This is a genomic window from Pseudomonas sp. TE6288, from assembly GCF_054062095.1.
Genome location: NZ_JBSSEW010000007.1, coordinates 105,031 through 129,805, shown reverse-complemented (window position 1 = coordinate 129,805; position 24,775 = coordinate 105,031). Strand labels below are relative to the sequence as shown.

The 24,775-nt window shown below is 63.9% G+C and carries 27 protein-coding genes; 1 reads left to right on the top strand and 26 read right to left on the bottom strand.

The annotated features are described in order from the left end of the window. Positions 1–31 precede the first annotated feature (31 nt). The 21 genes from ACVWY1_RS09285 to trmJ form a co-directional block, all read right to left on the bottom strand. Positions 32–823, bottom strand: a complete 792-nt coding sequence (locus ACVWY1_RS09285) for an amidohydrolase (protein ID WP_102682069.1) — start codon at positions 821–823, stop codon at positions 32–34. Beyond that, positions 811–1,959 (bottom strand): pyridoxal phosphate-dependent aminotransferase, encoded by a 1,149-nt coding sequence (locus ACVWY1_RS09280; protein WP_457378165.1) that lies wholly within the window; start codon positions 1,957–1,959, stop codon positions 811–813. Before ACVWY1_RS09280 ends, ACVWY1_RS09285 begins: the two co-directional genes overlap by 13 nt. A gap of 200 nt (positions 1,960–2,159) precedes the next feature. Next, positions 2,160–3,623, bottom strand: coding sequence for a ribosome biogenesis GTPase Der (gene der, locus ACVWY1_RS09275; protein ID WP_102682071.1), 1,464 nt, complete (start codon positions 3,621–3,623; stop codon positions 2,160–2,162). 117 nt (positions 3,624–3,740) lie between these two features. Further along, complete coding sequence (gene bamB / locus ACVWY1_RS09270; protein WP_094011722.1) at positions 3,741–4,910, bottom strand: outer membrane protein assembly factor BamB; 1,170 nt, start codon at positions 4,908–4,910, stop codon at positions 3,741–3,743. After that, on the bottom strand, positions 4,885–5,526 hold the full coding sequence (locus tag ACVWY1_RS09265) for a tetratricopeptide repeat protein (protein WP_038706767.1): 642 nt from the start codon (positions 5,524–5,526) through the stop codon (positions 4,885–4,887). Before ACVWY1_RS09265 ends, bamB begins: the two co-directional genes overlap by 26 nt. Before the next feature lie 38 nt (positions 5,527–5,564). Beyond that, the gene (gene hisS / locus ACVWY1_RS09260; RefSeq protein ID WP_457378164.1) at positions 5,565–6,854 is read right to left on the bottom strand and encodes a histidine--tRNA ligase; all 1,290 of its coding nucleotides are present in this window, start codon (positions 6,852–6,854) and stop codon (positions 5,565–5,567) included. Between the two features lie 24 nt (positions 6,855–6,878). Further along, positions 6,879–7,988, bottom strand: coding sequence for a flavodoxin-dependent (E)-4-hydroxy-3-methylbut-2-enyl-diphosphate synthase (gene ispG, locus ACVWY1_RS09255; RefSeq protein WP_023630055.1), 1,110 nt, complete (start codon positions 7,986–7,988; stop codon positions 6,879–6,881). Positions 7,989–7,991: 3 nt separating this feature from the next. After that, positions 7,992–9,026: a RodZ domain-containing protein gene (locus ACVWY1_RS09250; RefSeq protein ID WP_457378163.1), complete on the bottom strand. Its 1,035-nt coding sequence runs from the start codon at positions 9,024–9,026 to the stop codon at positions 7,992–7,994. After that, a complete protein-coding gene (pilW, locus tag ACVWY1_RS09245) occupies positions 9,023–9,784 on the bottom strand; it encodes a type IV pilus biogenesis/stability protein PilW (RefSeq protein WP_457378162.1) in 762 nt (253 codons plus the stop codon). The genes ACVWY1_RS09250 and pilW overlap by 4 nt, the downstream gene beginning before the upstream one ends. 14 nt (positions 9,785–9,798) lie before the next feature. Beyond that, on the bottom strand, positions 9,799–10,941 hold the full coding sequence (gene rlmN / locus ACVWY1_RS09240; RefSeq protein WP_102682075.1) for a 23S rRNA (adenine(2503)-C(2))-methyltransferase RlmN: 1,143 nt from the start codon (positions 10,939–10,941) through the stop codon (positions 9,799–9,801). 28 nt (positions 10,942–10,969) lie between these two features. Beyond that, positions 10,970–11,395 carry a nucleoside-diphosphate kinase gene (gene ndk, locus ACVWY1_RS09235; protein WP_023630072.1) on the bottom strand — a complete coding sequence of 142 codons (426 nt, stop codon included), beginning with the start codon at positions 11,393–11,395 and terminating at the stop codon, positions 10,970–10,972. Positions 11,396–11,484: 89 nt separating this feature from the next. Further along, positions 11,485–11,685, bottom strand: coding sequence for a Fe-S cluster assembly protein IscX (gene iscX, locus ACVWY1_RS09230; protein ID WP_102682076.1), 201 nt, complete (start codon positions 11,683–11,685; stop codon positions 11,485–11,487). A 10-nt stretch (positions 11,686–11,695) separates the two neighbouring features. Further along, positions 11,696–12,037, bottom strand: a complete 342-nt coding sequence (gene fdx, locus ACVWY1_RS09225) for an ISC system 2Fe-2S type ferredoxin (protein ID WP_046854253.1) — start codon at positions 12,035–12,037, stop codon at positions 11,696–11,698. 3 nt (positions 12,038–12,040) lie between these two features. Beyond that, on the bottom strand, positions 12,041–13,903 hold the full coding sequence (hscA, locus tag ACVWY1_RS09220) for a Fe-S protein assembly chaperone HscA (RefSeq protein ID WP_457378161.1): 1,863 nt from the start codon (positions 13,901–13,903) through the stop codon (positions 12,041–12,043). Positions 13,904–13,946: 43 nt separating this feature from the next. Continuing rightward, positions 13,947–14,468, bottom strand: coding sequence for a co-chaperone HscB (gene hscB, locus ACVWY1_RS09215; protein WP_102682078.1), 522 nt, complete (start codon positions 14,466–14,468; stop codon positions 13,947–13,949). Positions 14,469–14,476: 8 nt separating this feature from the next. Then, on the bottom strand, positions 14,477–14,800 hold the full coding sequence (gene iscA, locus ACVWY1_RS09210) for an iron-sulfur cluster assembly protein IscA (RefSeq protein ID WP_023630636.1): 324 nt from the start codon (positions 14,798–14,800) through the stop codon (positions 14,477–14,479). A gap of 25 nt (positions 14,801–14,825) precedes the next feature. Next, positions 14,826–15,212 (bottom strand): Fe-S cluster assembly scaffold IscU, encoded by a 387-nt coding sequence (gene iscU, locus ACVWY1_RS09205; RefSeq protein ID WP_023630637.1) that lies wholly within the window; start codon positions 15,210–15,212, stop codon positions 14,826–14,828. A 46-nt stretch (positions 15,213–15,258) separates the two neighbouring features. Beyond that, a complete protein-coding gene (locus ACVWY1_RS09200; RefSeq protein ID WP_023630638.1) occupies positions 15,259–16,473 on the bottom strand; it encodes an IscS subfamily cysteine desulfurase in 1,215 nt (404 codons plus the stop codon). 44 nt (positions 16,474–16,517) lie between these two features. Continuing rightward, entirely contained in the window at positions 16,518–17,009 is a 492-nt protein-coding gene (gene iscR, locus ACVWY1_RS09195) for a Fe-S cluster assembly transcriptional regulator IscR (RefSeq protein WP_023630639.1), read from the bottom strand. Positions 17,010–17,177: 168 nt separating this feature from the next. Then, on the bottom strand, positions 17,178–17,966 hold the full coding sequence (gene cysE, locus ACVWY1_RS09190) for a serine O-acetyltransferase (protein WP_102682079.1): 789 nt from the start codon (positions 17,964–17,966) through the stop codon (positions 17,178–17,180). 3 nt (positions 17,967–17,969) lie between these two features. Continuing rightward, positions 17,970–18,725: a tRNA (cytosine(32)/uridine(32)-2'-O)-methyltransferase TrmJ gene (trmJ, locus tag ACVWY1_RS09185; RefSeq protein ID WP_102682080.1), complete on the bottom strand. Its 756-nt coding sequence runs from the start codon at positions 18,723–18,725 to the stop codon at positions 17,970–17,972. Positions 18,726–18,876: 151 nt separating this feature from the next. Between trmJ and suhB the strand changes: the two genes are divergently transcribed. Then, a complete protein-coding gene (gene suhB, locus ACVWY1_RS09180; protein WP_046854248.1) occupies positions 18,877–19,695 on the top strand; it encodes a type III secretion system regulator SuhB in 819 nt (272 codons plus the stop codon). A gap of 67 nt (positions 19,696–19,762) precedes the next feature. Here suhB and ACVWY1_RS09175 read toward each other — a convergent pair whose 3' ends face one another. From ACVWY1_RS09175 to tgt, 5 genes are all read right to left on the bottom strand, one after another. Next, positions 19,763–20,311: a glycine zipper 2TM domain-containing protein gene (locus tag ACVWY1_RS09175; protein WP_102682081.1), complete on the bottom strand. Its 549-nt coding sequence runs from the start codon at positions 20,309–20,311 to the stop codon at positions 19,763–19,765. A gap of 121 nt (positions 20,312–20,432) precedes the next feature. Beyond that, on the bottom strand, positions 20,433–21,341 hold the full coding sequence (gene secF / locus ACVWY1_RS09170) for a protein translocase subunit SecF (RefSeq protein ID WP_046854246.1): 909 nt from the start codon (positions 21,339–21,341) through the stop codon (positions 20,433–20,435). Between the two features lie 10 nt (positions 21,342–21,351). After that, positions 21,352–23,214 (bottom strand): protein translocase subunit SecD, encoded by a 1,863-nt coding sequence (gene secD, locus ACVWY1_RS09165; protein ID WP_277501956.1) that lies wholly within the window; start codon positions 23,212–23,214, stop codon positions 21,352–21,354. Positions 23,215–23,278: 64 nt separating this feature from the next. Beyond that, positions 23,279–23,614 carry a preprotein translocase subunit YajC gene (gene yajC, locus ACVWY1_RS09160; protein WP_023629280.1) on the bottom strand — a complete coding sequence of 112 codons (336 nt, stop codon included), beginning with the start codon at positions 23,612–23,614 and terminating at the stop codon, positions 23,279–23,281. Positions 23,615–23,656: 42 nt separating this feature from the next. Continuing rightward, a complete protein-coding gene (tgt, locus tag ACVWY1_RS09155) occupies positions 23,657–24,772 on the bottom strand; it encodes a tRNA guanosine(34) transglycosylase Tgt (RefSeq protein WP_023629281.1) in 1,116 nt (371 codons plus the stop codon). Positions 24,773–24,775: the final 3 nt, after the last annotated feature.

Below are 24,775 nucleotides of genomic sequence, written 5' to 3'. Positions count from 1 at the left end.
CGACTTGCCAGCGATGAGGCCCGCGCAGCAATCAATGCAATTCGAAGGTATCGGCATCCATATTGGCCGGGAACCGCGCCCGATACGCGGCCAGCTCCGCCGCCCGCAACACCACGGTGAACACACCGTCGGCCTCGCCCGCGCTGAGCAGGCTCTCACCCTGGAAGTCCAGCACCTGGCTGTCGCCGGAGTAGGCAAAGCCCTTGCCATCGGTGCCGATCCGGTTCACCGCTGCCACGAAGCACAGGTTCTCGATGCCCCGTGCCGGCAGCAGCCGGTTCCAGTGCAGGCGCCGCGCCGCCGGCCAGTTGGCGGTGTACAGCAGCAGGTCGGTGTCCTGCGCATCGCGACTCCACACCGGGAAACGCAGGTCGTAGCAGATCAGCGGGCGAATCCGCCAGCCCTTGAGCTCGAACTGCACCTGGCGCTCGCCCGGAGTGTAGTGCTTGTGCTCGCCGGCCATGCGGAACAGGTGGCGCTTGTCGTAATGCAGGATCTCGCCATCGGGCCGCGCCCACAGCAACCGGTTGCGATGGCTGCCGTCGGCGGCCTGGATGATCACGCTGCCAGTGATCACGGCGTTGGCTTTCTTCGCCTGGGCCTTGAGCCATTTGTAGGTAGGACCGTTTTCCGGCTCGGCCAGGCTTTCGGACTCCATCGAAAACCCGGTGGTGAACATTTCCGGCAGGACCACCAGGTCCACCTCGCCGGCCTGGGTGATCAGCTCCTCGAAGTGCGCGTAGTTCGCCTCGCGGTCGTGCCAGGCCAGGGTGGTCTGCACCAAGGCGATTTTAAGGTTCGGCAGTTGGCTCAGATCGCGCATAGTCTTTCCGCTGCCTGGCGCAGCGTCTCCTCGCGTTTGGCAAAGCACAGGCGTACCAGGCGTTGCTCGGGGATGGGTTGCTGGTAGAACACCGACACCGGAATGCTGGCCACGCCATGCTCCTGGGTCAGCCACAGAGCCATGTCGACGTCGTTCAGGTCGGGGCGGATCTGCGAGTAGTCCACCAGTTGGAAATAGGTGCCTGGGGTACGGGTGAAGTTGAAGCGCGAGCCTTGCAGCAGGTCGCAGAACAGGTCGCGCTTGGCCTGGTAGAAGCCCGGCAGTTCGTCGATATGCTCAGGGTGCTCGGCCATGAAGTCGGCCAGGGCGCACTGCAAGGGCGTGACGCCACAGAAGTTGACGTACTGGTGCACCTTGCGCAATTCGGCGCTGAGCGCCGGTGGCGCGACCACGTAGCCGGTTTTCCAGCCGGTGACGTGATAGGTCTTGCCAAACGAGCTGATGACGAAGGCTTTGCTGTACAGCTGCGCGTGGGCCAGCACGCTGGCGTGGCGCACGCCGTCGTAAATCAGGTGCTCGTAGACTTCGTCGCTGACCAGGTAGATATCGCGGTCGCCGATCAACGCAGCCAACTGCTCCAGGTCGTCGCGGCTGATCAAGGCGCCGCTTGGGTTGTGCGGCGAATTGAGGATGACCATGCGCGTGCGCGGGCTCAGGGCGTCGCTGAACTTCTGCCAGTCGATGCTGAAGCTGCCGTCGCGCAGCGGCACATGCACGCAGCGGCCACCGGCCAGCTCCACCGACGGCTCGTAGCTGTCGTAGCTGGGGTCGAAGACGATCACCTCGTCACCGGGATGGATCACCGCCTGGATCGCGCAGAAGATCGCCTCTGTGGCGCCCGGGGTGATGGTCACTTCCTGGTCGGCATCCACTGCCACGCCATACAGCCGGGCGATCTTGGCTGCAACCTGCTGGCGCAGGGCTGGCAGGCCGGTCATCGGCGAATACTGGTTATGCCCGGCTGCCACATGGCGGCCAACGGCATCGAGCAAGGCCGGGGGGCCGTTGAAGTCAGGGAAGCCCTGGGACAGGTTGAGCGCACCGGTCTGCATGGCCAGTTGCGACATGGTGGTAAAGATGGTCGTGCCGACGTTCGGCAGTTTGCTGCGGATCATGGAGCCCTCTTTCCTGGGGTTTGTCCGGCACGGGGGTGGATCCGAGCATAGCGGAACGAGCGGTCAGGAAAAAGGTTGAAACAATAGGGGGATTGCGGTGGATCAAAGGGCCCTATCGCCGGCAAGCCGGCTCCCACAGGTATTGTGGCTTGTGCATACGCTGTGGGAGCCGGCCTGCCGGCGATGAAGCCAGCACGGAATCAGCGCTTGTCGCGGCGCTTCTTCTCGGCCTTCTTGTGGTGCGACATCAGGCGGCGCTTCTTGTTGACCTGGCGATCGGTGAGGGTGTTCTTGTTGCCCTCGTACGGGTTCTCACCGCCCTTGTACTCGATGCGGATCGGCGTGCCGACCAGCTTGAGCACGCGGCGGTAGGTGTTCTCCAGGTAACGCGAGTAGGACTTGGGCACCTTCTCGGTCTGGTTGCCGTGGATCACGATCAGCGGCGGGTTGGCGCCACCGAGGTGGGCATAGCGCAGCTTGATGCGGCGGCCGTTGACCAGCGGCGGTTGGTGCTCGCTGATGGCGTCTTCGAGGATCTGCGTCAGGCGGCTGGTCGGCCAGCGGGTAACTGCCGACTTGAACGCGGCCTGCACCGACTTGTACAGGTGGCCAACGCCGGTGCCGTGCAAGGCGGAGATGAAGTGGATGTCGCAGAAGTCGACGAAGAACAGCCGGCGCTCGAGCTCGGTTTTCACATAGTCGCGCTCGCCAGGCTCCATGCCGTCCCACTTGTTCAGTGCGATGACGATCGCCCGGCCTGCGTCGAGGGCGAAGCCCAGCAGGTTGAGGTCGTGGTCGACCACGCCTTCGCGGGCGTCCATGACAAAGATCACCACGTTGGCGTCCTTGATCGCCTGCAGGGTCTTCACCACCGAGAACTTTTCGACTTCCTCGTGGATCTTGCCGCGCTTGCGCACGCCCGCGGTGTCGATGAAGGTGTACTTCTCACCATCGCGCTCGAACGGGATGTAGATACTGTCGCGGGTGGTGCCGGGTTCGTCGTACACCACCACACGCTCTTCACCGAGCATGCGGTTGACCAGCGTCGACTTGCCCACGTTCGGGCGGCCGATGATGGCGATCTTGATACCATCCTTTTCGCTCGGGCCGGGAATGCGCACGGCCTCTTCGCCTTCGGCGACGTCCTGGTCGAGGGCTTCTTCTTCGGCGTCACGCGGAATGTGGCCGAGCACCGACTCCATCAGGGCGTTGATACCACGCCCCTGGGAGCCGGCCACCGGGATGGCATTGCCCATGCCCAGCGGCGAGAATTCGGCGCGGGCGATGTCGGGGTCGATGTTGTCGATCTTGTTCGCCACCAGCACCGCCGACTTGTTCCGCTTGCGCAGGTGGTCGGCGATCATCTGGTCGGCGGCGGTCATGCCGGCACGGGCGTCGACCAGGAACAAGACGTAGTCGGCTTCCTCGATGGCCATCAGCGACTGCTCGGCCATCTTCTCGTCCATGCCTACTTCGTCGCCGGTGATACCACCGGTGTCGATCAGGATGAACGAGCGACCCTGCCAGCTGGCATCACCATACTGGCGGTCACGGGTCAGGCCCGACAGGTCACCGACGATGGCATCGCGGGTCTTGGTCAGGCGGTTGAACATGGTGGATTTGCCGACGTTGGGGCGGCCCACCAGGGCGATTACGGGAACCATGCGGCTCTCCACTCTTGAATTCTTGAAAATGCAAAGGCCGCTGCAAGGCAGCGGCCGGAGTTCGGGCGGCGTTTCCTACGCCGCAACCTGAGCCCGCGAACGGGCTCAAGCATAGCTTCAGCGGATGGTCAGTGCCTCGAGCTTGCCGCTGTTGCCAAAGACGTAGATGGTGTCGCCGACCACGAGTGGGCGGGCGCGCAGGCCATCGCTGTCGATACGCTCACGGCCGACGAAGCGACCATCGACCTGGCTGAGCAGGTGCAGGTAACCCTCGAAATCACCGACAGCCACATAGCTGGAGAACACTTCCGGCGCCGACAGCTGACGGCGGGCCATGGAATCGTTGCTCCACAGCGAACTGGAAGAACGCTCGTCGACGCTCTGTACGGTGCCCGACGCTTCGCTCACGTAGACGTTGCCGAAGCCCTGGGCGACACCCACGTAGCTGGAGGCATCGCGCTGCCACAGCACGCGGCCGCTTTCCAGGTCCAGGCCGGCGACGCGGCCCTGGTAGGTGCTGACGTACAGGGTGCCACCGGACAGCAGCAGGCCGCCGTCGATGTCCACCACGCGGTCCAGCTCGGAACGGCCCTGCGGAACGGCCACGCGGCTTTCCCACACTGGCACGCCGTTGCTGATGTCGACCGCCACCACCTTGCCGGTTGAGAGGCCGGCAACGGCCAGGCGGTTGGTCACCACCGGCGCGCCGGTACCGCGCAGGGTCAGCACGGCCGGGCTGTTCTCGTAGATCCAGCGACGGTCGCCCGTGGCGGCGTCGAAGCCGACCAGGCGGTCGTCCTGGGTCTGCACCACCACCACGTCGCCATTGTTGGCGGGCGGAGCCAGCACTTCACTGGAGACGCGGGAGCGCCAGCGCTCCTCGCCGGTGCTGGAGTCCAGGGCAATGACCTCGCCCTTGAGGGTACCCAGCATGACCAGGCCATAGCCCACGCCCACGGCGCCGGAAACCGGCAGCTCGAGGTCCTTCTTCCACACCACGTCACCGGTGATGCGGTTCAGCGCGAAGACCTCGCCGTTGACATCGGAAGCGTAGATGCGGTCGTTCTCGATGGCTGGCACCAGGGTGTTGTAGGTCTCACCCTGGCCGTCACCGATCGAACGGCTCCACTGCTTCTTCAGCACCACTTCCTCGGTGAACTTGGTCAGCTCGGCCGGGGGCAGTTCCTTCTTGCTGTTGCTGCTGCAACCCGCCGCCAGGACGGCGAGGGTGAGCACTGCTGCTTGTTTCCAACCCTTCACTTCAGGCGTCCCCTTTGGCCAGGTCATCCAGCTTCAGTTGCAGGCCACCGATCGCGGCGTCGTCGGACAGCGCGGCCTTGGCTTTTTCGTAGGCGCCGTGCGCGTCGTCGGCGCGGCCCAGCTGCACCAGCAGGTCGCCCTTGAGTTCTTCACGGCTGGCCAGGAAGGCCTTGTCGGTGTCGCCGTCGAGTAGCTTGAGAGCGTCCTCGGCCTTGTCCTGGGCCGCGAGCACGCGGGCCAGGCGCTGGCGCGAAATCTCGCTCAGGGTGGCGTCGGCCGGCTTGTCCATCACGCTTTTGAGTTCGCTCGCCGCGTCGTCCAGCTTGCCGCTCTCGACCGCCACCTTGGCGACGAACAGGCTGCCGTACTGGGCGTAGGCGGTGCCGCCGAACTCGCTCTTGAGCTTGCCGGAAAGCTCCGCCACCTTGCTCGCGTCAGGCTTGCCATCTGGCGTCAGCGAGGTTTCCAGCAGGGCCTGATACAGCGCCGAAGCGCCTTGCGACTGGTTGGCCTGATACTTGTGCCAGGTCTGCCAGCCCATCACCACCACACCGGCCAGCAGGGCGCCGGTCAGCAGTGGCTTGCCGTTGCGGTTCCACCAGTCCTTGGCCGCTGCCAGGCCTTCATCATCGGTACTCGACACCCCAATACTCCTATTCGCCTATTCGTTGTCGGACCGCGTCACGCCTGGGCGATCGCGGTTTCCAGGTGCGCAGCAAGCGCATCCCAGGCAATGTTCTGTTGTTCGCCCTGGCCGCGCAGGGGCTTCACGCCAATCTCTTGCTTGGCCAGCTCGTCGTCGCCGAGGATCAGGGCGAACAGCGCGCCGCTCTTGTCGGCCTTCTTGAACTGGCTCTTGAAGCTGCCGCCACCGGCATTGATCGCCAGGCGCAGGTTCGGCTGGAGGTCGCGCAGGCTTTCGCTCAGGCGCAGGCCGGCCAACTCCGCCTGTTCGCCAAAGGCGCACAGGTAGACGTCGATGGTACGGCTGATCGACTCGGGCACCTTGCCCAGGGTCTCCAGCAGCAGGATCAGACGCTCGATGCCCATGGCAAAACCGACGCCCGGGGTGGGCTTGCCGCCCATCTGCTCGACCAGGCCGTCATAACGGCCACCGGCGCAGACGGTGCCCTGGGCGCCGAGCTTGTCGGTGACCCACTCGAACACGGTCTTGCTGTAGTAGTCCAGGCCGCGGACCAGCTTGGTGTTGATCACGAACGGAATGCCGGCGGCGTCCAGGCGGGCCTTCAGGCCCTCGAAGTGCACGCGGGACTCTTCGTCCAGGTAGTCTTCGAGCTTCGGTGCGCCAACCAGTACCGCCTGGGTGTTCTGGTCCTTGCTGTCGAGGATGCGCAGCGGGTTGCTCTTCAAGCGGCGCTGGCTGTCTTCATCCAGTTGTTCGAGGCGAGCCGACAGGTACTCGACCAGCGCATCGCGGTAACGCGCGCGGGCTGCGCTGGTGCCCAGGCTGTTGAGCTGCAGCTCGACCGCATCCTGGATACCCAGCAAGCCCCACAGACGCCACGTCAGCATGATGAGTTCGGCGTCGACGTCCGGGCCGTCGAGGTTGAACACCTCCACGCCGATCTGGTGGAACTGGCGGTAGCGGCCTTTCTGCGGCCGCTCGTGGCGGAACATCTGGCCGATGTACCAGAGCTTCTGCACCTGGCCGTTGCCGGTAATGCCGTGCTCGAGCACGGCACGCACGCAGGCGGCGGTGCCTTCGGGGCGCAGGGTGAGCGAGTCGCCGTTGCGGTCCTCGAAGGTGTACATCTCCTTCTCGACGATATCGGTGACTTCACCGATCGAGCGCTTGAACAGCTCGGTGAACTCGACGATCGGCGTGCGGATCTGGCTGTAGCCGTAGCTGTCCAGCAAGCCGGCCACGGTGCCCTCGAAGTAGCGCCACAGCGGCGACTGGTCGGGCAGGATGTCGTTCATGCCACGGATGGCTTGCAGCGATTTGCTCACGAATAGTCCTTACGAATCTGTGTATCAGCCGCGGGCGATCAGCGCCGCGTCGGCCTCGGCCTTCTCGGCCGCTTTCTGGCGGATGAGCTTTTCCAGCTCGTCGACCAGGTTGTCGTTGTTCAGCTTCTGCGATGGCTTGCCGTCGATATACACCAGGTTCGGCGTGCCGCCGGTCAGGCCCACGTGCGACTCCTTGGCCTCGCCCGGGCCGTTGACCACGCAACCGATCACCGCCACGTCCAGCGGCACCAGCAGGTCCTCCAGGCGCCCTTCCAGTTCGTTCATGGTCTTGACCACATCGAAGTTCTGCCGCGAGCAGCTCGGGCAGGCGATGAAGTTGATGCCACGGGAACGCAGGTGCAGCGACTTGAGGATGTCGTAGCCGACCTTCACTTCCTCGACCGGATCGGCCGCCAGGGAAATGCGGATGGTGTCACCGATGCCTTCGGCCAGCAGCATACCTAGGCCGACGGCGGATTTCACCGTCCCCGAGCGCAGGCCGCCGGCTTCGGTGATGCCTAAGTGCAGCGGCTGGATGATCTGCCTGGCCAGCAGGCGGTAGGCTTCGACGGCCATGAACACGTCGGAGGCCTTGACGCTGACCTTGAAGTCCTGGAAATCCAGGCGGTCAAGGTGCTCGACATGGCGCAGGGCCGACTCGACCAGCGCCGCCGGGGTCGGCTCGCCGTACTTCTTCTGCAGATCCTTTTCCAGGGAGCCTGCGTTGACGCCGATGCGGATCGGGATGCCACGGTCGCGGGCGGCATCGACCACGGCGCGCACACGGTCTTCACGGCCGATGTTGCCCGGGTTGATGCGCAGGCAGTCGACGCCCAGTTCGGCCACGCGCAGAGCGATCTTGTAGTCGAAATGGATGTCGGCGACCAATGGCACGCTGACCAGTTTCTTGATTTTGCCGAACGCCTCGGCGGCGTCCATGTCCGGTACCGAGACACGGACGATGTCCACGCCGGCATCGACCAGGCGCTGGATCTGCGCCACGGTGGCGGCGACATCGTTGGTGTCGGTGTTGGTCATGCTCTGCACCGCGATGGGCGCATCACCACCCACCGGCACATTGCCGACCCAGATCTTGCGGGATTCGCGACGTTTGATCGGAGATTCGCCGTGCATGACTTACTGTCCCAACTTCAGGCGAGCGGTTTCGCCACTGGTGAACGGGGCGACATCGACCGCCTGGCCGTTGTAGCTCACCTGGGCGCCACGGGCGAAGCCCAGGCGCACCGCGAACGGTGGCTTGCCGGTCAGTTCCAGGCTGTCGCCCTTGCGCTTGATGGCGCTGAACAGCACCTTGCCGTTGCCGTCGGTGACCTGGGTCCAGCAATCGGCGGTGAATTGGATATGAACCTTGGCGCTGCCGGCCGGGGCCGGCGTGGCTTCAGCGACCGCAGCGGTGGCCGCGACGGCTGTGGTTGGCGCGGCGGGGGCAGGCGCGGCGGGGGTGACCACGGCAGGCGCGGCTGGCGCGACAACCGGTGCCACAGGCGCGGCGGCAGTCGGCGCGGCGCTGGTGGCTGGCGTTGCAGGTGCCACGGAGGCGACTGGCGCCTGGGCCTCGGCGACCGGTGTCTGCTCGGCGCTGTTCGGTTCCAGCGGCAGGGCCTGGCCTTCGGCCTGCTGGCCCTCGCTCACGGCCTGGTCTTCCGGCTCGTCCAGCGGGTGAATCTGCGTGGTGCCGTCGGCGCTCTCGACCTCGACGTGCTCCAGGGCGATCTTGGCCAGGTCCTTGCCGCGCAGGTTGCTCTGGTCCTGCCACCAGAAGAAACCGCCGCCGACCACGGCGACCAGCAGCAACAGGCTGACCACGCGCAGGATGTTGTGCGACAGGCGTACCGGCTCTTCGATACGGCCGAGCGCGTGCACCTCACTGCCTTTGGCATGGGTCCCGGTGATCTGGTCGAAGGCCTCGACCAGGGGCGCCTGGTCCATGTCCATCAGCTTGGCGTAGGCGCGGATGTAGCCACGGGCGAAGGTATGCCCGGGCAGCTTGTCGAAGGCGCCGTTTTCCAGGTTGTTCAGCGAAGATACCGTGAGGTTGAGCTTGCGAGCGACCTCGGCCTGGCTCCATTCGCGTTTTTCGCGGGCCTGGCGCAAGACGTCACCGGGGTTCTGGCGAGTCGCTGCTGCTACTTCAGTGTGCGCGGCTTTCATCGTTGCTCCGACAGGTATTGCTGATATTCCGGCGTACCGGGATAAAGTCGTTGTAATTGCTGGCCCAAGCGGGCCGCGGTGCCCTGCTCGTCAAGGGCAAGTGCCAGGCGATGGCCCAGCAGCAAGCTGCGGGCATTCTGGTCGCTCAGCTGGCTGAATCGATCGTAGTAATTCCGGGCCGGCACATAATGCCTGTTTTCGTAGGACAACTCAGCCATTTCGAGCAAAGCCTTCGGTTGCCGCTGATTCAGCCGAAGGGCCTTTTCCAGGTATTCGCGGGCCTGATCGCCCTGCCCCCGCTTCAAGGCGGTGAGCCCGAGGTTCTCGTAGACGCGCGAACGCTCAGGATACAGGGTATCGGCGGCAGCCTGGAGGAGCATCGCGTGGGCTTCGTCGAAACGGCCCTGAGCATATAGGAAACTGCCGTAGTTGTTACGGATTCGCGAGTCATCCGGGCGGATGGCCAGGGCTTTGTCGAAATGTTCGCCGGCCAGGGCGGGCTCATCCTCGGCCTGGAACACCAGGGCGAGCGCGGCATGGGCATCGGCGTCGCGGGCATCGAGGGCCAGGGCCTTGGCCAGAGGGGCCTTGGCGCGCTCGGTCAAACCTTGTTGCAAATAACCCAAGCCCAACTGTACATAGGCCTGCCCCGCCGCCTCGCGCCCCTGGCGGTTGGCCAGGGGGTCGCCCGCGCCTCCGGACACGCAGCCGGCCAGCAGCGAAAGCGTCAGGATCGACAGCGCGATGCGCAGGCTCATGGGGCAGATGCTCGTCAGGGGCGCGCGGCGCTGTCTTGCGGCTCGTCGGCGGCCAACTGCCGCACCGCGATGTAGCGCTCGCTGCGGCGAGTGCGGTCGTTGACCTGGCCCACCAGCTGACCGCAGGCAGCGTCGATGTCGTCACCGCGGGTGGTGCGCGTGGTCACGTTGAAGCCGCCGTGGTGCAGCAGGTCCTGGAAGCGGCGGATGGCATTGTTGCTCGGCCGCTCGTAGCCGGAGTGCGGGAACGGGTTGAACGGGATCAAGTTGATCTTGCACGGCACATCACGCAGCAGCTCGATCATCTGCGCGGCGTGCTCGGGCTGGTCGTTGACGTCCTTGAGCAGGGTGTACTCGATGGTCAGCACACGCTTGCCGCCGAGGGTGGACATATAGCCCATGCACGACTCCAGCAGCATCTTCAGCGGGTACTTCTTGTTGATCGGCACCAGCTTGTTGCGCAGCTCGTCGTTCGGCGCGTGCAGCGACAGGGCCAGGGACACATCGATGTGCTTGGCCAGCTCGTCGATCATCGGCACCACGCCCGAGGTGGACAGGGTGACGCGCCGCTTGGAAATGCCATAGCCCAGATCTTCCATCATGATCTTCATGGCGGCGATGACATTATCGAAATTCAGCAAGGGCTCGCCCATGCCCATCATGACCACGTTGGTAATCGCGCGGTCGATCTTGGCCGGGACGGTCCCGAAGGATTTGTTCGCAAGCCACACCTGGCCGATCACTTCGGCGGCGGTGAGGTTGCTGTTGAAGCCTTGCTTGCCGGTGGAGCAGAAACTGCAGTCCAGGGCGCAGCCGGCTTGCGACGACACGCACAGCGTGCCGCGATCGTCGGTGGGGATGTAGACGGTCTCGACGCAGCTGCCGGAGGCAACGCGGATCACCCACTTGCGGGTGCCGTCGGCGGAAATGTCTTCGCTGACCACTTCCGGGCCCCGAATTTCGGCAACGGCCTCGAGCTTTTCGCGCAAGACCTTGCCGACGTTCGTCATGGCGGCGAAATCATCGACGCCAAAGTGGTGAATCCATTTCATCACCTGACCGGCACGGAAGCGCTTCTCCCCGATTGAGTCGAAGAACTGTTCCATTTCCGCCAGGGTAAGCCCCAGCAGGTTGATCTTGTCAGTCGATGTCGTCATGGATTCACCCTCACTCGTAAGCCTTCGCTTAGCGAGTGGTTACCTCGGTAGCAGCGAAGAAGTAAGCGATTTCGCGAGCGGCAGCGGCTTCGGAGTCCGAACCGTGAACAGCGTTGGCGTCGATCGACTCGGCGAAGTCAGCACGGATGGTGCCGGCAGCAGCTTCTTTAGGGTTGGTGGCGCCCATCAGCTCACGGTTGGCCAGAATGGCGTTTTCGCCTTCCAGAACCTGCACAACAACAGGGCCCGAAGTCATGAAGGCAACCAGGTCACCGAAGAAGCCGCGCTCTTTGTGCTCAGCGTAGAAGCCTTCGGCTTCGGCTTTGGACAGCTGCTTCATTTTCGAAGCGACGACGCGCAGGCCGGCTTTCTCGAAGCGAGTGGTGATCTCGCCGATGACGTTCTTGGCAACGGCGTCAGGCTTGATGATGGAGAAAGTACGTTGAACAGCCATGGAAAACTCCAGAATATTGAGTGTTGCGAAAAATTAAACCCGCGAATTATACGCGGGTTCCAGGGGATTGCCTAACCTGCAGCGTGCGCTCAGTCGGCTTCTTCGATCCAGGCCGCCTGGATGGCCTCGAGAACCTTCTCACCGCAACGCGACGGATCGTCATCGAATTCAGGCAGCGCCATCACCCAGGCGCGCAGATCGACGAAATTCACGTAATGAGGATCGACCTCAGGCTTGCTTTCCGCAAGCTGGATGGCGATCTCAAGTACATCAACCCATTTCAGACTCATGTACAAAACCTCAGTGCGGCGCTTCTGCGGCGTGGTTGAGCGAATACTTGGGGATCTCGATGGTGAGGTCCTCATCGCCGACGACCACCTGGCAACCCAGGCGCGACTGCGCCTCCAGGCCCCAGGCCTTGTCCAGCATGTCTTCCTCCAGCTCATCGGCCTCCTCAAGGGAGTCGAAGCCCTTGCGGATGATGCAATGGCAGGTGGTGCAGGCCTTGACGCCGCCGCAGGCGCTTTCCATCTCGATGTGATGGTCGTGGGCCAGTTCCAGGATATTGGTCCCGGACGGCACTTCCACGGTCAGCCCTTCGGGGCAGAACTTCTCATGCGGCAGGAATGTCACCAGCGGCATCGATTACTCCTCGATCTCATTCAGGTTGCGCCCGGCCAGTGCGGCTTTGACCGTCGAATCAAGGCGACGGGCGGCAAATGCATCGGTCACCTGCGACAGACGCTTGGTCTGTTGCTCGATGGCAGCGCCATCGGTGCCGCTCAGCAAATCACGTAGTTCCTGCATCTGGAATTCGATCGCTTCGCGCTCGTCGCTGCTGAGCAAGCGTTCGCCATCGGCGTCCAGGGCGCCCTGCACCGCTTCGAGCAGGCGCTCGGCGTCGACCTGGTGCTCGCGCAGTTGGCGCGCGTGCTTGTCGGAGCCGGCATGCACGAACGAGTCCTTGAGCATGCGGGCGATCTCGCCGTCGGTCAGGCCATACGATGGCTTGACCTGAATGCTCGATTCCACGCCCGAACCCAGCTCGCGGGCCGCGACGCTGAGCAGGCCGTCGGCGTCGACCTGGAAGGTCACACGGATCTTCGCGGCACCGGCCACCATCGCCGGGATGCCGCGCAGCTCGAAGCGTGCCAGCGAGCGGCAATCGCTGATCAGCTCGCGCTCACCCTGCAGCACGTGGATCATCATGGCCGACTGGCCATCCTTGTAGGTGGTGAACTCCTGGGCGCGGGCCACCGGGATGGTGGTGTTGCGCGGGATCACCTTCTCCATCAGCCCGCCCATGGTCTCGAGGCCGAGCGACAGCGGGATGACGTCCAGCAGCAACAGCTCGCCGCCTTCGCGACGGTTGCCAGCCAGGGTATCAGCTTGGATCGCGGCACCAATGGCCACCACCTGGTCCGGGTCGATCGAGGTCAGCGGGGTACGGCCAAACAGTGCGCCGACCGCCTCGCGCACACGTGGCACGCGGGTCGAACCGCCGACCATGACCACCGCGCCGACTTCTTCGAGCTCGACGCCGCTGTCACGCACGGCACGACGGCAGGCCTTGAGGCTGCGGGCGACCAATGGCTCGATCATGGCGTCGAAAGCCACCCGGCTCAGCTCGCCCTGCCAGGCGCCGTGGCTGACACCGACCACATCGGCGTCGGTCAGGGCTTCCTTGGCCGCGCAGGCAGCCTGCAGCAGCTGGCGCTGGGTGGCCGGGTCGAGGTCGGAGGACAGCCCCGCCTGCTCGATAATCCAGCCGGCGATGGCGTGGTCGAAATCATCGCCGCCCAGGGCGGTATCGCCACCGGTGGCCAGCACCTCGAAGACACCGCCGGTCAGGCGCAGGATGGAAATATCAAAGGTACCGCCGCCCAGGTCGTAGATCGCCACCAGGCCTTCGGCATTCTGGTCCAGGCCATAGGCCACGGCCGCCGCAGTGGGCTCGTTGAGCAGGCGCAGGACGTTGAGGCCGGCCAGCTTGGCGGCATCCTTGGTCGCCTGGCGCTGGGCATCGTCGAAGTATGCCGGCACGGTGATCACCGCACCCACCAGCTCGCCGCCGAGGGTTTCCTCGGCGCGCTGGCGCAACACCTTGAGGATATCGGCCGACACTTCCACCGGGCTCTTCGGGCCCTGGACGGTGTCGATGAATGGCATGTGCGACTCGCCACCGACGAAACGGTACGGCAGTTGCTCGCCCAGCTGCTTGACGTCGGCCAGGCCGCGCCCCATCAGGCGCTTGACCGACAGGATGGTGTTCAATGGGTCGCTGGAGGCGGCATCGCGGGCAGCCTGGCCCACTTCATTGCGGCCTTCGAGATAACGCACGGCCGAGGGCAGGATCACCTGGCCCTGGTCATCGGGCAGCGGCTCGCTGCGCCCGCTGCGCACGGCGGCGACGAGAGAATTGGTGGTGCCCAGGTCAATGCCCACCGCCAGGCGGCGCTGGTGCGGTTGAGGGCTCTGACCGGGTTCGGCGATCTGCAGTAGGGCCATGCTTATCTGAGTACCTTAGGCGTCATCACGGGCGACGCCGGGGTTAATCGTCGAGGCGCTCTTCGAGTTGGCGCACTTCTTGGGCGAGCTTGTCGAGGAACTGCATGCGGCGCATCAGGCGCTCGGCCTTGTCGCGCTGGGCTGCATCGTCCCAACAGTCGGCGAAGTCATTGTTCAGTGCGTCCTGGGCACCCTTGAGGCGCTTCTTGAACACACCAACACCGTCAAGATCGGCTTCGTCCTGCAACTCTTCGAGCTCTTCGCGCCACTGCATCTGCTGCAGCAGGAAGTCCGGGTCATGCACCGTGACTTCCTGAGGCACTTCGTGGCCACCGATGGCCAGCAGGTAACGGGCGCGACGCGGCGCGCTGCGCAAGGTCTGGTAGGCGTCGTTCAATGCTGCGGACTTTTCCAGGGCGACACGCTGCTCACGCTCGGAAGCGTCGGCGAAGCGGTCAGGGTGGACCTCACGGGCCAGTTCACGATAGCGAACGGCCAGTTGGTCGAGGTCCAGGCGAAAAGCCGGTTGCAGGTCGAACAGGGCGAAATGGCAAAGAGTACCCACAGCCAGCCTCAAACGTTGAAGCTTTCGCCGCAGCCACACTCACCGCGCACGTTGGGGTTGTTGAACTTGAAACCTTCGTTCAACCCTTCCTTGACGAAGTCCAGCTCGGTGCCATCGAGGTACACCAGGCTTTTCGGGTCGATGATGACCTTCACGCCATGGTTCTCGAACACCTGGTCTTCGGCGGCGAGCTCGTCGACGAACTCCAGCACGTAGGCCAGGCCCGAGCAGCCGGTGGTGCGCACGCCCAGGCGAATGCCCTCACCCTTGCCGCGCCCGTCGAGGGAGCGGCGAATGTGGTTGGCGGCGGCTTCTGTCATGCTGATAGCCATCGGAACTCCTTACCTCGCAGTCGACTTAGACCAAGCCTTTCTTCTGCTTGTAATCGCGAACAGCGGCCTTGATGGCATCTTCGGCGAGCACGGAGCAGTGGATCTTGACCGGCGGCAATGCCAGCTCTTCAGCCAGCTGGGTGTTCTTGATGGTCTCGGCCTCGTCCAGGGTCTTGCCCTTCATCCACTCGGTGGCGAGGGAGCTGGAGGCGATGGCCGAACCGCAACCGTAGGTCTTGAACTTGGCGTCTTCGATGACGCCCTGCTCGTTGACCTTGATCTGCAGGCGCATCACGTCACCGCAGGCCGGGGCGCCGACCATGCCGGTACCGACATCCGGATCGTCGGCGTTCATCTTGCCGACGTTGCGCGGGTTTTCGTAGTGGTCGATGACCTTTTCACTGTATGCCATGGTGCAATTCCTTCCTCATCAGGGAGCCGCTCTTGCCGGCGACTGCTTAGTGGGCGGCCCACTCGATCTTGGAGATGTCGACGCCGTCTTTGTACATGTCCCACAGCGGCGACAATTCGCGCAGCTTGTTCACGGCCTCGCAGACTTTCTGCGCGGCGTAGTCGACTTCTTCCTCGGTGGTGAAGCGACCGAAGGAGAAGCGGATCGAGCTGTGCGCCAGCTCGTCGTTGCGGCCCAGGGCGCGCAGGACGTAGGACGGCTCGAGCGAAGCGGAGGTGCAGGCCGAACCGGACGAAACAGCGATGTCCTTGAGCGACATCAGCAGCGACTCGCCTTCGACGTAGTTGAAGCTCAGGTTCAGGTTGTGCGGAACGCGCTGGGTCTGGCTGCCGTTGACGTACAGCTCTTCGAGGTCCGAGACCTGCTTGAAGAAGCGGTCGCTCAGGGCCTTGATGCGCACGTTTTCAGCGGCCATTTCCTGCTTGGCGATGGCGAAGGCTTCGCCCATGCCGACGATCTGGTGGGTCGGCAGGGTGCCCGAACGCATGCCGCGCTCATGGCCACCGCCGTGAATGATGGCTTCCAGGCGCACGCGCGGCTTGCGGCTGACGTACAACGCGCCGATGCCTTTGGGGCCGTAGACCTTGTGCGCGGAGAACGACATCAGGTCGACCTTGAGCTTTTGCACGTCGATCTCGACCTTGCCGGCCGACTGCGCGGCGTCGACATGGAACAGTACACCGCGCGAACGGGTCAGTTCGCCGATGGCGGCGATGTCGTTGATCGAGCCGACTTCGTTGTTCACGTGCATCAGCGAGACCAGGATAGTGTCGTCGCGCAGGACGGCTTCGACCATCGCCGGGGTGACGATGCCGTCTTCACCCGGCTCGAGGTAGGTGACCTCGAAACCTTCACGCTCGAGCTGGCGAGCGGTATCCAGGACCGCCTTGTGCTCGATCTTGGAGGTGATGATGTGCTTGCCCTTGGTCTGATAGAAGTGCGCCACGCCTTTGAGGGCGAGGTTGTCGGACTCGGTGGCACCGCTGGTCCAGACGATCTCGCGCGGGTCGGCGTTGATCAGTTCGGCGACCTGGCGGCGGCCGTTCTCGACTGCTTCCTCGGCTTTCCAGCCGAACACGTGGGAGCGCGAGGCCGGGTTACCGAAGTTCCCGTCAACCAGCAGGCACTCGGCCATCTTCTGGGCGACACGGGGATCGACCGGCGTGGTCGCGGAGTAATCGAGGTAGATCGGCAACTTCATTGAGTATCTCCTATCAGGCGGTGGCGTCGCTCGTCGCTGCAGTTTCAGTCGACGGCGGACGTCTCAATCTTGTCCAGCTGGGCGGTTCGGCCTGCGACGCGGCGCAGGTCCTGGCGCTGGGCGACTTCCTGCACCTCGCGGCGCATGACGAGGTCGGCCAGGCTGATGCCACTGAGGAATTCATGGATCTGCTGGCTCAGGTCACACCACAGGTGGTGAGTCAGGCAGGTATCACCGGCGTGGCAATCCCCCAGGCCCTGGCAACGGGTGGCATCGACCGATTCGTTGACCGCGTCGATGACCTGGGCCACCTGGATGGTTTCCATGCCTCGCGACAGCTGGTAGCCGCCGCCTGGGCCGCGAACGCTGGATACCAGGCTGCTGCGGCGCAGCTTGGCGAACAGCTGCTCCAGATAAGAGAGGGAAATGCCCTGGCGCTCGGAAATATCGGCCAAAGACACCGGCCCCTGCTGCGCGTGCAACGCCAGGTCAAGCATGGCGGTCACGGCGTATCGGCCTTTGGTAGTCAGTCGCATGGCGTATGGGTACCACGGGAGTTACAGGATGTGTGCGAGTATGCGATTCCCGAGCATTTAAGTCAACTATAAGACCTAGTGCTTTAGTCGGGTATGCATGCGGGAGGCGGCCGCGAGTGTAGCAGACAAGGGGCGCGAGCACACGCCCCTTGTATCGGGCCGGCGCAATCAATGCGACCGAGTGTCGCCCTGCTTCAGCTCGACGCAGGCCTCGGCGAAGTCGTCGTCGGGCAGCGCTGGCAGCTCCTTGGCGCAGTAGTCACTGCCCATCCGGGTCAGCGCGCCACACATGCCCTCCAGGCGCTCGTCGACGGCCTGCAGGTGGTCGAGCATCTGGCCGATGGCGCGCGCCACCGGGTCCGGCATGTCGCCACTGACGCCATAGGCGTCGAAGCCGATCTTCTCGGCCATGGCCTTGCGCTTGGCCTCGATGGCGTCATCCTCGGTCTTGACGATGATCCGCCCCGGGATGCCTACCGCCGTGGCGCCGGCCGGCACCGCCTTGGTAACCACCGCGTTGGAGCCGATCTTGGCCCCGGCGCCCACGGTGAACGGGCCCAGCACCTTGGCCCCGGCACCGACCACGACGCCGTTTTCCAGGGTCGGGTGACGCTTGCCCTTGTTCCAGCTGGTGCCCCCGAGGGTGACACCCTGGTAGAGGGTCACGTCGTCGCCGATCTCGGCGGTTTCGCCAATGACGATGCCCATGCCGTGATCGATGAAGAAGCGCCGGCCGATGGTCGCGCCCGGATGGATTTCGATACCGGTCAGCCAGCGGCCGAAGTTCGACACCAGGCGCGCCAGCCACTTGAAATCGCGCTTCCACAGGGCATTGCCCAGGCGGTGCAGCCAGATGGCGTGCATGCCCGGGTAGCAGGTCAACACCTCGAAGGCATTGCGCGCGGCGGGGTCACGATGGAAAACACTTTGAATATCTTCACGCAGACGCTCGAACATCGTTCAGTCCTTCCGTTTATGCGGCTCGCCCCGGACAACTTTCTGGGTCTCAGTGAGGATGCCGCGCAAAATGCTCATTTCCGTACGCTCGACCGAGCTGCGCCCATACAGCCGACGCATGCGCGGCATCAGGTGCTTGGGCTTGGCAGGGTCGAGGAAGCCGATGTCCACCAGGGTTTTTTCCAGGTGGTCATAAAACAGCTCCATTTCGTCCATGGTCGCCAGCTCATTGGCGTCCGCCTTCTCGACCTTGGGCGCCGCGTCCGGCACCGCCAACGAGGCCATGCGCACCTCGTAGGCGAGCACCTGGACCGCGGCGGCCAGATTCAGCGAGCTGAAGTCGGGATTGGAGGGAATGTGCACGTGGAAGTGACATCGCTGCAGTTCTTCGTTGGTCAGGCCGGCGTGTTCGCGACCGAACACCAGGGCGATTTCTTCGCCGGCCAGGGCGTGCTCCACCGCCTTGGTGCCGCACTCACGGGGACCGATCAGCGGCCAGGGAATGCTGCGCTCGCGGGCGCTGGTGCCCATGACCAGGCTGCAGCCGACCAGCGCCTGCTCGAGGCTGTCGACCACCTGGGCGCCGGCCAGCACGTCGTCGGCACCCGAGGCGCGCGCCGAGGCATCGGCGGCCGGGAATTCTTTCGGCTGCACCAGCACCAGGCGCGACAAGCCCATGTTCTTCATGGCACGCGCAGCGCCGCCGATGTTGCCGGGGTGGCTGGTATTGACCAGGACAACACGAATATTTTGCAGCAAGGTGTCGTGCTCTCGGATGCAGAAAAAGGAGGGTTCGATCTTACAGAACCGACCAGCGTAACGCCATGAAAGCAAATGTGACACTTCTGTCGTCAAAGATTTCTGCTAGAATGGCCGGCTTTCCTCTTTAACATCTCCAGGTGACCTTCCCATGCAGCCTATGCTGAATATCGCCCTGCGCGCCGCTCGCAGCGCCAGTGAACTGATTTTCCGCTCCATCGAACGCCTGGACAGCATCAAAGTCGACGAAAAGCAGGCCAAGGACTACGTGTCCGAGGTTGATCGCGCCGCCGAGAAGGTCATCGTCGAAGCCCTGCGCAAGGCCTACCCGAACCACTCCATCCAGGGCGAAGAAACTGGCCTGCACGCCGGCACCGGCGAGGAAGGCAAGGACTATCTGTGGATCATCGATCCGCTGGACGGCACCACCAACTTCCTGCGTGGCGTGCCGCACTTCGCTGTCAGCATCGCCTGCAAATACCGCGGCCGCCTCGAGCACGCCGTGATCGTCGATCCGGTTCGCCAGGAAGAATTCACCGCCAGCCGTGGCCGTGGCGCCCAGATCAATGGCCGTCGCCTGCGCGTCAGCTCGCGCACCAGCCTGGAAGGCGCCCTGCTGGGTACCGGTTTCCCGTTCCGTGACAGCCAGATGGCCGACCTGGACAACTACCTGGGCATGTTCCGCGCCCTGACTGGCCAGACCGCCGGCATCCGCCGCGCCGGTTCCGCCAGCCTGGACCTGGCCTATGTCGCCGCCGGCCGCTTCGACGCCTTCTGGGAGTCGGGCCTGTCCGAGTGGGACATGGCCGCAGGCGTGCTGCTGATCCAGGAAGCGGGCGGCCTGGTCAGCGACTTCAACGGTGGCCACGAATTCCTCGAGAAAGGCCACATCGTCGCGGGCAACATCAAGTGCTTCAAGGCCGTGCTGACTGCCATCCAGCCGCACCTGCCGGAACACATGAAGCGCTAAGCGCCGATTGCGAGCACAAAAAAAGCACCTCTCGAGGTGCTTTTTTCGTTTTGGCACTGAAGCAGCTTCACTGCCCCGGCTGGTTCTGACTCAGGATCAGCTTGCCGTTCTTGTCCAGCGGGATGGTCGAGCCCGGCTCATGATCCATCTTCACCTTGCCGACCTGATCACCGATGGAATAGGTCACGTTGTAGCCCACGACCTTATCGCTGATGTCATTGACCGTGTTGCAACGGGTTTGCGTGGTGGTGTAGGTGTCACGCTCTTGCATGCCTTCCTGCACCTTGTTGCCGGCATAGCCGCCGCCGACCGCGCCGGCCACGGTGGCAATCTTCTTGCCGGTACCGCCGCCGATCTGGTTACCCAACAGGCCACCAGCGATGGCGCCGACCACCGTACCGGCGATCTGGTGCTGGTCCTTGACCGGCGCCTGGCGCGTCACGGTGACATCCTTGCAGACCTCGCGCGGCGTCTTCACCTGCTGCTTGATCGGCTGCACGTCGGTGACCTGGGCGTACTCAGGCCCCTTGTTCACCAAGCTGTAGGTCGCCACAGCACCTCCGGCAGTCACACCGACAGCACCCAGAACCGCACCCACCAGCATTGATTTGTTCACGTGAACCTCCTGATCGTACCCGCGGGCATATGGCCCGCCTTCTCCCAGCCTTGGAGCAAAAAAAAAGGCGCGAGTTCAACACTCGCGCCTTTCTTTACGCCGGACGGCGCAGGACGAAGCCTTACGGGCGCTCGTCCACACCCTCGGTCTTGACCGGCGGGATCAGGTCTTCGCTGCTCAGGTTCAGCCAGATCAGCACCACGTTGGCGATGTAGATCGACGAGTAGGTACCCGCCATGACACCGATGAACAGCGCCAGGGAGAAGCCGAACAGGTTGTCGCCGCCGAAGAACAGCAGCGCGGCGATCGCCAGCAGGGTCGATACCGAGGTGGCAATGGTGCGCAGCAAGGTCTGGGTGGTCGAGACGTTGATGTTCTCGATCAGCGAGGCCTTGCGCATCACGCGGAAGTTCTCGCGCACCCGGTCGAACACGACGATGGTGTCGTTGAGCGAGTAACCGATGATCGCCAGTACCGCCGCCAGCACCGTCAGGTCGAAGGTGATCTGGAAGAACGACAGGATACCCAGGGTCACCACCACGTCGTGGACCAGCGAGATGATCGCACCGACGGCGAACTTCCACTGGAAGCGGAAGGCCAGGTAGATAAGGATGCCGCCCAGGGCCAGGAGCATGCCCATGCCGCCCTGGTCGCGCAGTTCTTCACCGACCTGCGGGCCGACGAACTCGACACGCTTGACCGTGGCCGGGTTGTCGCCACCGGCCTTCTGCAGCGCCGCGGCCACCTTGTTGCCCAGTTGCGGGTCGTCGCCCGGCATGCGCACCAGCAGGTCGGTGGTGGCGCCGAAGCTCTGCACCACGGCCTCGTGGAAGCCGGAATCGACCAGCTCGGCACGCACGGCCTTGAGATCCGCCGGGCGCTCGTAGGTCAGCTCGATCAGCGTGCCGCCGGTGAAGTCCAGGCCGAAGTTCAGGCCCTTCTGCCACCAGCTGAACAGCGCCAGCACGGTGAGGAGCACGGTAATGGCGAACGCGACATTGCGCACGCCCATGAAGTTGATGGTTTTCATCGCAGCTCCCTCAAACCCACAGCTTCTTGATGTCACGCCCGCCGCAGGTCAGGTTGACCATTGCACGGGTCACCATGACGGCGGTGAACATCGAGGTGAAAATCCCGAGGGACATGGTGACCGCGAAGCCTTTGACCGGGCCGGTACCCATGGCGAACAGGATGCCGCCGACCAGCAGGCTGGTCAGGTTGGCGTCGATGATCGCGGTGTACGCACGGTTGAAGCCTTCGTGGATGGCGCGCTGCACCGACATGCCGGCTTTGAGCTCCTCGCGGATACGCGAGAAGATCAGCACGTTGGCGTCCACCGCCATACCCATGGTCAGCACGATACCGGCGATACCCGGCAGGGTCAGCGTGGCCCCCAGCAGCGACATCAGCGCCAGCAGCAGGACCATGTTGCCCGCCAGGGCCACGGTGGCGATCACGCCGAAGCCACGGTAGATGGCGATGATGAACAGCGAGACGAACAGCATGCCCCACAGGGACGCGTCGATACCCTTGGTGATGTTGTCGGCACCCAGGCTCGGGCCAATGGTACGTTCTTCGGCGAAGTACATAGGCGCGGCCAGACCACCGGCACGCAGCAGCAGGGCCAGCTCGGACGATTCGCCCTGGCCGTTCAGGCCGGTGATGCGGAACTGGCTGCCCAAAGGCGACTGGATGGTCGCCAGGCTGATGATCTTCTTCTCTTCCTTGAAGCTCTGTACGGCAACGTCCTTCTCGACGCCATCGACGGTCTGCTTCTCGTAGCGGGTGATCGGCTTCTGCTCGATGAAGATCACCGCCATGCTGCGGCCGACGTTGCTGCGCGTGGCGCGGCTCATCAGCTCGCCGCCATGGCCGTCGAGGCGAATGTTCACCTGCGGGCGACCGTGCTCGTCGAAGCTGGCCTGGGCGTCGGTGACCTGGTCACCGGTGATGATCAGGCCGCGCTCGACCGGAGCGGAGCGGCCGCCTTCGCGGAACTCGAACACCTCGGTGGTGGCCTTGGACGCGCCTGGCTCGGCGCCGAAGCGGAACTCCAGGTTGGCGGTCTTGCCGAGGATACGCTTGGCTTCGGCGGTGTCCTGCACGCCCGGCAGCTCGACCACGATGCGGTTGGCACCCTGGCGCTGCACCAGCGGCTCGGCCACGCCCAGCTCGTTCACACGGTTGCGGACGGTGGTCAGGTTCTGCTTGATGGAGTATTCGCGGATCTCGGCGACCTTGGCCTGGGTCAGTGCCAGGCGCAACACGGCGAGCTCGTTGCGCTCGGTGGTGGTCAGGTCGAAATCACTGAAATTCTTGCGGATCAGGCTGCGGGCCTGTTCGCGGGTAGCATCGTCGGCGAAGCCCAGCATGATCCCGCCGTCCTGCTGCGGCAGGCTGCGGTAGCGGACGCGCTCTTTGCGCAGCAAGGTCTTGACCTCGCCTTCGTAGACTTTCATGCGCGCGGTCATGGCCTTGTCCATGTCCACTTCCAGCAGGAAGTGCACACCACCGGACAGGTCCAGGCCGAGCTTCATCGGGCTGGCACCCAGGTTGCGCAGCCACTGCGGCGTGGTCTGGGCCAGGTTCAGGGCCACGACATAGTCGTCACCGAGAGCCTTGCGCGCCACATCCTTGGCCGGCAGCTGGTCTTCCTGGTTGGTCAGGCGCACCAGGGCACTGCCCTTCTCGCCCAGGCTGCCGCCTTTGACGGTGATGCCGGCATCGGTCAGCGCCTTGGTGACGCGATCGAGATCGGCCTGGCTGACATGCAGGGCGGAACTGGCGCCGCTGATCTGCACCGCCGGATCATCCGGGTAGAGGTTGGGTGCGGAATAAATGAAGCCGACCGCCAGTACCACCACGATCAGCAGGTATTTCCACAAAGGGTATTTGTTCAGCATCACGCCGCCCGTTCAAGACGCGGGGCGCTTTGCGCGCCCCGACTGGAAAAATGAAACCGGTAACTCAGATAGCCTTGAGCGTACCTTTTGGCAGGGTCGCGGCAATGGCGCCCTTCTGGAACTTCAGCTCGACATTGTCGGACACTTCCAGGACCACGAAGTCGTCGGCAACCTTGACGATCTTGCCGGCGATGCCACCGTTGGTGACAACTTCGTCACCTTTTTGCAGGTTGCTCAGCAGGTTCTTCTGCTCTTTGGCACGCTTGGCCTGCGGGCGCCAGATCATCAGGTAGAAGATGACCAGGAAGCCGACCAGGAAGATCCACTCGAAGCCGGTACCGGCTGGGCCGGCGGCGGGGGCTGCTGCGTCCGCGTAGGCGGCGGGGATAAAGAAGCTCATTGGGCTCTCCTAATGGAATTTTCTAATAATGATTGCGAACAGTCAGTCCAAAGGCGGAACGGGAAGCCCGCGCTTGGCGTAGAAGGCGTCGACAAAGGCGGCCAATTTACCCTGTTGAATAGCCTCGCGTAAACCGGCCATCAAGCGCTGGTAATGGCGCAAGTTGTGGATGGTATTCAGCATGCTGCTCAACATTTCGCCGCACTTGTCCAGGTGGTGCAGGTAGGCGCGGGAGAAGTTGGTGCAGGTGTAGCAATCGCAGGTCGGATCCAGCGGCGATTCATCGTGGCGATGGAACGCGTTGCGGATCTTGATCACCCCGGTATCGACGAACAGATGGCCGTTGCGCGCGTTGCGCGTGGGCATCACGCAGTCGAACATGTCGACGCCGCGGCGCACACCCTCTACAAGATCTTCCGGCTTGCCTACCCCCATAAGGTAACGAGGTTTGTCAGCCGGCATCTGCGCGGGCAGGTAGTCCAGCACCTTGATCATCTCGTGCTTGGGTTCGCCCACCGACAGGCCGCCGATGGCCAGGCCATCGAAGTCGATGTTGACCAGCGCTTCCAGCGAGCGCATGCGCAGGTCCTGGTACATGCCGCCCTGGACGATGCCGAACAGCGCCGCGGTGTTGTCGCCGTGGGCGTTCTTCGAGCGCTGGGCCCAGCGCAGCGACAGCTCCATCGAGGTGCGCGCCACGTCGTGCTCGGCCGGGTACGGCGTGCACTCGTCGAAGATCATCACGATGTCCGAGCCCAGGTCGCGCTGCACCTGCATGGACTCTTCCGGCCCCATGAACACCTTGGAACCGTCCACTGGCGATGCGAAGGTCACGCCTTCCTCCTTGATCTTGCGCATGGCGCCCAGGCTGAACACCTGGAAACCACCGGAATCAGTGAGGATAGGGCCTTTCCATTGCATGAAATCGTGCAGGCCGTTGTGTTTCTTGATGACCTCGGTGCCCGGGCGCAACCACAGGTGGAAGGTGTTGCCGAGGATGATCTCGGCGCCGATGGCCTCGATGTCACGCGGCAGCATGCCCTTGACCGTGCCATAGGTGCCCACCGGCATGAAGGCCGGGGTCTCGACCGTGCCACGGGGGAAGGTGAGCCGGCCGCGACGGGCCTTGCCGTCGGTGGCCAGCAGTTCGAACGACATTCG

Bases quoted from the DNA above. Each gene is read 5' to 3' on its own strand.
- ACVWY1_RS09285 (WP_102682069.1), bottom strand. From the start codon at position 823: ATGCGCGATCTGAGCCAACTGCCGAACCTTAAAATCGCCTTGGTGCAG.
- ACVWY1_RS09280 (WP_457378165.1), bottom strand. From the start codon at position 1,959: ATGATCCGCAGCAAACTGCCGAACGTCGGCACGACCATCTTTACCACC.
- der (WP_102682071.1), bottom strand. From the start codon at position 3,623: ATGGTTCCCGTAATCGCCCTGGTGGGCCGCCCCAACGTCGGCAAATCC.
- bamB (WP_094011722.1), bottom strand. From the start codon at position 4,910: ATGACCTGGCCAAAGGGGACGCCTGAAGTGAAGGGTTGGAAACAAGCA.
- ispG (WP_023630055.1), bottom strand. From the start codon at position 7,988: ATGCACGGCGAATCTCCGATCAAACGTCGCGAATCCCGCAAGATCTGG.
- ACVWY1_RS09250 (WP_457378163.1), bottom strand. From the start codon at position 9,026: ATGAAAGCCGCGCACACTGAAGTAGCAGCAGCGACTCGCCAGAACCCC.
- pilW (WP_457378162.1), bottom strand. From the start codon at position 9,784: ATGAGCCTGCGCATCGCGCTGTCGATCCTGACGCTTTCGCTGCTGGCC.
- rlmN (WP_102682075.1), bottom strand. From the start codon at position 10,941: ATGACGACATCGACTGACAAGATCAACCTGCTGGGGCTTACCCTGGCG.
- ndk (WP_023630072.1), bottom strand. From the start codon at position 11,395: ATGGCTGTTCAACGTACTTTCTCCATCATCAAGCCTGACGCCGTTGCC.
- iscX (WP_102682076.1), bottom strand. From the start codon at position 11,685: ATGAGTCTGAAATGGGTTGATGTACTTGAGATCGCCATCCAGCTTGCG.
- fdx (WP_046854253.1), bottom strand. From the start codon at position 12,037: ATGCCGCTGGTGACATTCCTGCCGCATGAGAAGTTCTGCCCCGAAGGG.
- hscA (WP_457378161.1), bottom strand. From the start codon at position 13,903: ATGGCCCTACTGCAGATCGCCGAACCCGGTCAGAGCCCTCAACCGCAC.
- iscA (WP_023630636.1), bottom strand. From the start codon at position 14,800: ATGGCTATCAGCATGACAGAAGCCGCCGCCAACCACATTCGCCGCTCC.
- iscU (WP_023630637.1), bottom strand. From the start codon at position 15,212: ATGGCATACAGTGAAAAGGTCATCGACCACTACGAAAACCCGCGCAAC.
- ACVWY1_RS09200 (WP_023630638.1), bottom strand. From the start codon at position 16,473: ATGAAGTTGCCGATCTACCTCGATTACTCCGCGACCACGCCGGTCGAT.
- iscR (WP_023630639.1), bottom strand. From the start codon at position 17,009: ATGCGACTGACTACCAAAGGCCGATACGCCGTGACCGCCATGCTTGAC.
- cysE (WP_102682079.1), bottom strand. From the start codon at position 17,966: ATGTTCGAGCGTCTGCGTGAAGATATTCAAAGTGTTTTCCATCGTGAC.
- suhB (WP_046854248.1), top strand. From the start codon at position 18,877: ATGCAGCCTATGCTGAATATCGCCCTGCGCGCCGCTCGCAGCGCCAGT.
- secF (WP_046854246.1), bottom strand. From the start codon at position 21,341: ATGAAAACCATCAACTTCATGGGCGTGCGCAATGTCGCGTTCGCCATT.
- secD (WP_277501956.1), bottom strand. From the start codon at position 23,214: ATGCTGAACAAATACCCTTTGTGGAAATACCTGCTGATCGTGGTGGTA.
- yajC (WP_023629280.1), bottom strand. From the start codon at position 23,614: ATGAGCTTCTTTATCCCCGCCGCCTACGCGGACGCAGCAGCCCCCGCC.
- tgt (WP_023629281.1), bottom strand. From the start codon at position 24,772: ATGTCGTTCGAACTGCTGGCCACCGACGGCAAGGCCCGTCGCGGCCGG.